Consider the following 6,484-nt stretch of genomic DNA (forward strand, 5'->3'; position numbering starts at 1 on the left):
ATTCTATTTTCTTCTTGTATTTTGTCTTATTGAAATTATAAATTGATATATTAAAAATGCAATGATAATTTTAAATAAAAGTTGTATTACATCTAAAGTATCATTATTTGTCATTACTGCAAATGGATTTACTGTATTTGTAAATAATACAAACTTTATATCATGAGTAGTATATAAATATATTGCAAGTAAAGAACTAAATATAAATACATAAATTGCTCTATTTTCTTTTAAAACTGCTGCAATAAAAAAACTCACACTTAATATTATAAAAGTACCTAATAAAAATATATAATATTTATAATTCATATTTAGTGCTATCTTGTCAATTGTTTCATTATGTTGTGTAAATAAAGAGTAATCATACAATGAAGATATGAGTCCCACAATTAAGATACATAAAAGTGCAGTAATCCAACTTTGAGAGTGATTTGAAGAGATACCATGAATTTTAAAAATCAACCAATCAAAAATATTCTTACCTTTTTTTATATCTTTAGATAATTCATCTTCTCTTTTTTGCATTTCTATTGCATAAAATTTATTTGCTTCTATAATATTGTTTTGCTGTTCAAAAGAATCTTTTATAATCCTTGCAGTTTCTCTATCATTTTTTCTAATGTTAATATTTATATTTAAATAGTTATTAATTGATTTAAAATCTGCATAAGGGATATTAACTTTATTTTTAAAAGTTGCATTTTTAAAATTAACCTTATTTTTAAAAACTCCATACTTTAACTCTAATTTTTTATTAAAAATGCTATTTTCTAAATTAAGAAACCCATTAAATATAGTTTTATAAAATGAACATTTTTCTTGAAAAAAACAATTGTTAAATGTTATGTCACCATCAATTAAACAATGTTCTAAATTTAAGCCTTTAACAAAGATACAGTTTTTCAAATATATTTTACTTTTAAAATCAATGGATTTAATGATAATTTCACCATAAAAAGTGCACTCTTTAAAATAAATATTTTTTTTTAAAAGTAGCTTCCAAATTTTATGAATTTTTTTATTGGGGAAGATAACTTTATAAATTTCTATATCACTATTTGAATGTCTTTTTTGGTTTAATACATTCTTAGAAAATGTTTTAAAAAAAAACTCTATACATCGCCTACTCAAATTAGTTTTTTTCTTTTCACAATGTAAAATACATTTATCACTATCTCCAAAATTTTCTAAACTACAATTTTCAATACTACACATTTATACTCTTTAAATAAACTATTGGATTTATTATATTCAAATTGCCCTTTGGAGTCTTTTATTACTTTTTTTATAAAAAGTAATACAAAAAATCATGAGCAGAAATTAAAATTACGCTATAAAAATAAAAAAATATTAAAATCAAAAAACTCGACTTTGTCTCAAACAGTTTTGATTTATTAACATATTTTTTTATTTTTACTTAACGCTATTTTCAAATGCTCATATTTGATAATTTCAGCTTTTCTCTTTTTCTCAAAACTTTGAGGGATAGCTTATAAATTGGAATTTTTAAAATTAGACAATGAAAAATGAAAAAAATATGAAGGAGCTTACTGAAGTAAGTGACTGAGTAGTTTTTTTGTTTTGAAGTAGTATAGTTTTAAAAAGGACTGTTTAGAAGCTATCGCTTCTAAACTGTTCCTTTTTCATACATGGCTCTTATTTTTTCTTTCTCTTTTTGTCTTTTAACTTTTTCAGCTTCTTTAGCTCTAAAGTCTGCAATTGAGAACTTTAATTGAACTAAGAATGATGCTGCTATAAATATAGATGAATAAGTACCTACTACAATACCTACAAGTAATGTAAAGGCAAATCCATGGATTATCTCACCACCAAATGCAAACAGTGTTGCAACAACAAAGAAAGTTGTCAATGAAGTAAGAGTAGTTCTTGATAAAGTCATACTAACAGATTCATTTACAATTTTTTCAAGAGCTGTTTCTTTAGAAGATTGAACCCCTTCTCTAATTCTATCAAATACAATAATTGTATCATTTAGTGAATACCCTAAGATGGTCAAAATTGCTGCTAGAATATCTAAGTTTACTTCCACAGAGAATAAAGAAATTGCACCAAGTGCAATAGTAATATCATGCACAAGTGCTAAAATAGAAGCAACTGCAAATCTCCATTCAAATCTATAACTAACGTAAATTAAGATGATTATTATTGATAATGCTAAAGCCATAAAGCCTTTTTCTCTTAATTCATTACCTACTTTTGGACCAACAATATCAACTCTTCTTACTTCAAAATCTCCAGTAGGATCTAATACAATATGAATTTTATCACTAATATCTGTTGATAAATCAGAAGATGAACCAGAAAGTCTAATAACAACCTCTTCATCACTTCCAAATTTTGAAATAATAGCATTTGCATACTCAGGTTTTGTTTTTAAAACATCTCTAATATCTGAAATTGGAGCAGCTTTTTCATATTTTACTTGAACAATAGTTCCACCAGCAAAATCAATACCAAAATTTAAGCCTTTTACTAATAAAAGAACTATCGATGCTATAAATAAAATCGAAGAAAAACCTAAAAAAGGTAATCTTCTTCCCATGAAGTTATATACTTTGTTTGATTTAAAAATTTCCATTAACTAACTCCAAACCATTTTTTAACGTTTTTATCTTTTGATATTTTAGGCATTAATGCTTCATAAATACCATGCGTACCCAAAATTGCTGTTAACATAGATGCTAAAATACCAATAGAAATAGTCACAGCAAACCCTTTAATAGGACCTGTACCATAAGCATAAAGTATTACAGCAACCAATAGTGTTGTAATATTTGCATCTAAGATTGCTCTCATTGCATTTGAGTAGCCATCTTCAATAGCTTTTGGAATTGATTTACCTTTTTTAATTAGTTCTCTAATTCTTTCAGTAATAATAACATTAGCATCAACAGCCATACCAACAGTTAAAACTATACCAGCCATACCAGGCAAGGTTAAAGTAGCTCCAAACATTGCCATAACAGATATAATAATAAAGATATTTGTAACTAGTGCAATATTTGCAATAAGTCCAGCACGTCTATAATAAACTACCATAAAAATTACAACTAAAATAAACCCTAAAATAAGTGCAAGCATTGAAGCTTTAATAGAATCAGCACCAAGAGATGGTCCTACACTTCTTTTTTCTAAAAGCTTAACAGATGCAGGTAATGCACCACTTCTTAAAGCAATAGCAACATTCCCAGCTTCTGCAATAGTAAATCCACCAGAAATTTGTCCACTTCCTCCACCAATTCTTTCTCTAATTGAAGGAGCAGAATATACTTTCCCATCTAAAACAACAGCAAGTCTTTTACCAATACTTTTTGCTGTAAAATCACCAAAGATTCTTGAACCAGCAGAGTTTAAAGTAAAATTAATTATTGGTTGATTTGATTGATCAAATGCTACTTTTGCATCTATTACTTGATCACCATTTAAAATTGGTATTTCTTTTACAAGATATAAAACATTTGAGTTGTTTGTATCTTCTAAAATAATATCACCATATTCAGCTGCTTGTGCATCACTCATAGTATAAACTCTATCAGCTCTTTCTTCATCAACAGCCATAAGTTCTAAATTTGCAGGTTTTGAGATCAATTCTCTTGCTGATTTTTCTTCTTCTTGAGATTTAATTCCTGGAAGTTGTACAACAATATCAGTTTCACCCTGTCTTATAACTGTAGGCTCAGATAAACCAAACTGGTCAAGTCTATTTCTAATAGTTTCAACTGCTTGAGATACAGACAAGTCTTTTGTTCTTGCTATCTCTTCTTCTGTTAAACTTACATCAACATTTAAAGAATCAATAGCAATATTTAAGCCATCGATTTTTTCCAACATTTTTTCAATTTTTGGAATTTCATCACCATCTAATACCGTAAAACTTACACTATCTTCGTTGATACTTAACTCTTCGATTAATAGGTCTTCTTCTTCTGCAAAATATTTTATTGAAGTTGCAATACTTTTTATTTTTGAAGTTACAGCTTCATTTGTCTGAACTCCCAAAAGCATATGAAGACCACCTTGAAGGTCAAGTCCTAATGCAATCTTTTTACCAGTATCAGTCTGCATAAATGAAGGTATTGAAAACACAACTCCAAATATGATACTTAATATAAAAATTATTAGTCTATAATTAAAGATTTTCAATTATTTTCCTTAGCTTGTAGTACATAGAAAATTTAAAACATACAAAGATTGTATGTTTTAAAATAGTTTAAATTATTCTGAAAGTTTTGCAACAAACTCTTTTTTTAATTTCATTTCAGTGTTGTCGTGATTTTTTACAATTAAAAAGTCTTCTTCAACTTTTGTAATTTCTACCATTAAGCCACCATTTGTTACAATCTTATCACCCTTTTTTAATTCAGTAATCATTTGCTTATGAGCCTTAGCTTGTTTTTGCTGTGGTCTGATAATTAAAAAATAAAAAATCGCAAATAATGCAACTAGAGGTAGTAATGAGCTTATTAAATCAGCACTTTGACCTTCCATTAAATTTCCTTTTAGTAAAGTTTTTTCTATGTTTTTAGTAAAACGTGTTAATTTTAACAAAACTATTATAATAAAAGGCTTGATAACTGCAATATTACTTAGTTGTTTTATCTACTTATCCCATTTTAGTATAGAAATAAAACTATTAAATTCTATTTTAGGCCTAGCTAGTATTTTTATGCTTCTTACAATTCCTAGAGTATCTTTAGTAATTGCTGGTTTTTTTACTGGAATATTTTGGTTTTATTGGATAGCTTTTAGTTTTATTTATTATGATTTAATATATTTAATTCCTTTTGTAACTATTGCATTTGGATTAATTATTGCTTTTTTATTTTTTCTAATTGATTTTATAAAAAAACCTATTTTTAGAGCTTTTGCCATTTTTGCACTTACATATATTGAGCCTTTTGGATTCAATTGGTTTAAACTTGAACTTTTATTTATTGATTCATATTTTGATACTTCAAAATTAAGCTTTGCATTAATTATTATAAGTATGTTTTTTCTAACAAGAAAATTAAAATATAAAGCCCTTGCTATTATTCCACTACTATTTGCAATAAACTACTCAGAACCTCTAAAAGTAGAAGAACCAAACTTAAAAATATACATGGCTAAATTAAATACTTCACAAAATATAAAATGGAATCAAAAAAATAAATTAAATATTATAGATAGAAATATTGATGAAATAAACTATGCCATTGATAATGCTTATGATTTAGTAGTTTTACCTGAAACAGCGTTTCCTTTACTTTTAGACAAAAATGAATTTCTAATGGATTTTTTAAAGAAAAAATCTATTAAAATAGATATCATAACAGGAGCTATGTCTTCTGATGAAAAAGGATATTATAATTCAACTTTTCATTTTTCAAATAAGAAAGTAAAAATAGCCAATAAAGTAGTTTTAGTACCTTTTGGAGAAGAGATACCACTTCCAAAAATCTTAACAGATTTAATAAATAAAATTTTCTATGATGGCGCGCAAGATTATTCAAAAGCAAGCAAACCTACAGATTTTAATATTAAAGGCTACAACTTCAGAAATGCAATTTGCTATGAAGCAACTACAGATGAAATTTTCCAAAATCTAAATGAAACAAAATATATTATTGCAATATCAAATAATGCTTGGTTTATGCCATCAATTGAACCCACAATACAAAAACTTCTAATGAAATATTATGCTAAAAAGTATAATGCAATAATCTATCACACAGTTAATAAAAGTGAAAATCTTATAATAAAGCCTTAATACAATTCTAACTCACCTTTAAACTTAATAGCAATATAGGTGAGTTTGAAATGCTTCAAGAAATAAGATACAAGTTAATTCTTTTATTTATATACTGTTTTATTCATCGTCTAATCCCAATTTACCTTTATACTTAATAGGAAACTCATCTGAGTTTAATTGTAACTCATAGCCTTTTTTTATTGTTTCGTTTGAAAAGTTTCTTTCTTTTAATATTTTAATTACTGAATTCTTACTATATTTATTTTCTATTAACGCTATTGCGTATGCAGAAGATTTAATCTTTTTATCTAACTTTGAAAAATATAAATATGAAAGTCCTTGATACGCTTTCATATTTCCTTTTGTTGATGCTTTTTTATACCACTCTTCTGCTGTTTTATAATTTTTCTTTTTTTCATCATATATATATGCAATATTTGTTAATAAATCAGTATTTTTTGTTTTTTTATATCCTTCTTCATAAACTGCTATTGATTTATCATATTTTTTCATATTAAAATACATATCACCTAAATTTGTATATACCTCTTTATTACCTAAATCAATTGCATTTTTACACCATTTAATAGCTGTTTCATAATCTTTTTTCATTTGATATGCATAGCACATATAGTTTGAGTTTGTTCCTGTTGGTTTCATTGAGTTTGAGTATTTATACCATTTGATTGCTTTATCATAATCTTTTAGCTCTTCTGAGTATGCATATCCTAT

At 26.1% G+C, this 6,484-nt stretch carries 6 protein-coding genes; 1 reads left to right on the forward strand and 5 read right to left on the reverse strand.

Annotated elements, in window-relative coordinates:
• Positions 1-3: 3 nt before the first annotated feature.
• The 4 genes from ACTCCZ_RS10510 to yajC all read right to left on the reverse strand — a co-directional run bounded on the left by ACTCCZ_RS10510 (position 4) and on the right by yajC (position 4,509).
• A complete protein-coding gene (locus ACTCCZ_RS10510) occupies positions 4-1,215 on the reverse strand; it encodes a pentapeptide repeat-containing protein (protein WP_079579197.1) in 1,212 nt (403 codons plus the stop codon).
• A gap of 412 nt (positions 1,216-1,627) precedes the next feature.
• Positions 1,628-2,599: a protein translocase subunit SecF gene (gene secF / locus ACTCCZ_RS10515; RefSeq protein WP_079579195.1), complete on the reverse strand. Its 972-nt coding sequence runs from the start codon at positions 2,597-2,599 to the stop codon at positions 1,628-1,630.
• The gene (secD, locus tag ACTCCZ_RS10520) at positions 2,599-4,164 is read right to left on the reverse strand and encodes a protein translocase subunit SecD (protein ID WP_079579193.1); all 1,566 of its coding nucleotides are present in this window, start codon (positions 4,162-4,164) and stop codon (positions 2,599-2,601) included. The genes secF and secD overlap by 1 nt, the downstream gene beginning before the upstream one ends.
• 72 nt (positions 4,165-4,236) lie before the next feature.
• Positions 4,237-4,509 carry a preprotein translocase subunit YajC gene (gene yajC, locus ACTCCZ_RS10525; protein ID WP_079579191.1) on the reverse strand — a complete coding sequence of 91 codons (273 nt, stop codon included), beginning with the start codon at positions 4,507-4,509 and terminating at the stop codon, positions 4,237-4,239.
• Between the two features lie 28 nt (positions 4,510-4,537).
• Between yajC and ACTCCZ_RS10530 the strand changes: the two genes are divergently transcribed.
• Positions 4,538-5,770 carry an apolipoprotein N-acyltransferase gene (locus ACTCCZ_RS10530; RefSeq protein WP_079579189.1) on the forward strand — a complete coding sequence of 411 codons (1,233 nt, stop codon included), beginning with the start codon at positions 4,538-4,540 and terminating at the stop codon, positions 5,768-5,770.
• Positions 5,771-5,869: 99 nt separating this feature from the next.
• Here ACTCCZ_RS10530 and ACTCCZ_RS10535 read toward each other — a convergent pair.
• Positions 5,870-6,484, reverse strand: a 615-nt coding sequence (locus ACTCCZ_RS10535) for a tetratricopeptide repeat protein (RefSeq protein ID WP_463187323.1), incomplete at its 5' end; no start/stop codon positions are given.

Source organism: Malaciobacter sp., assembly GCF_055140965.1.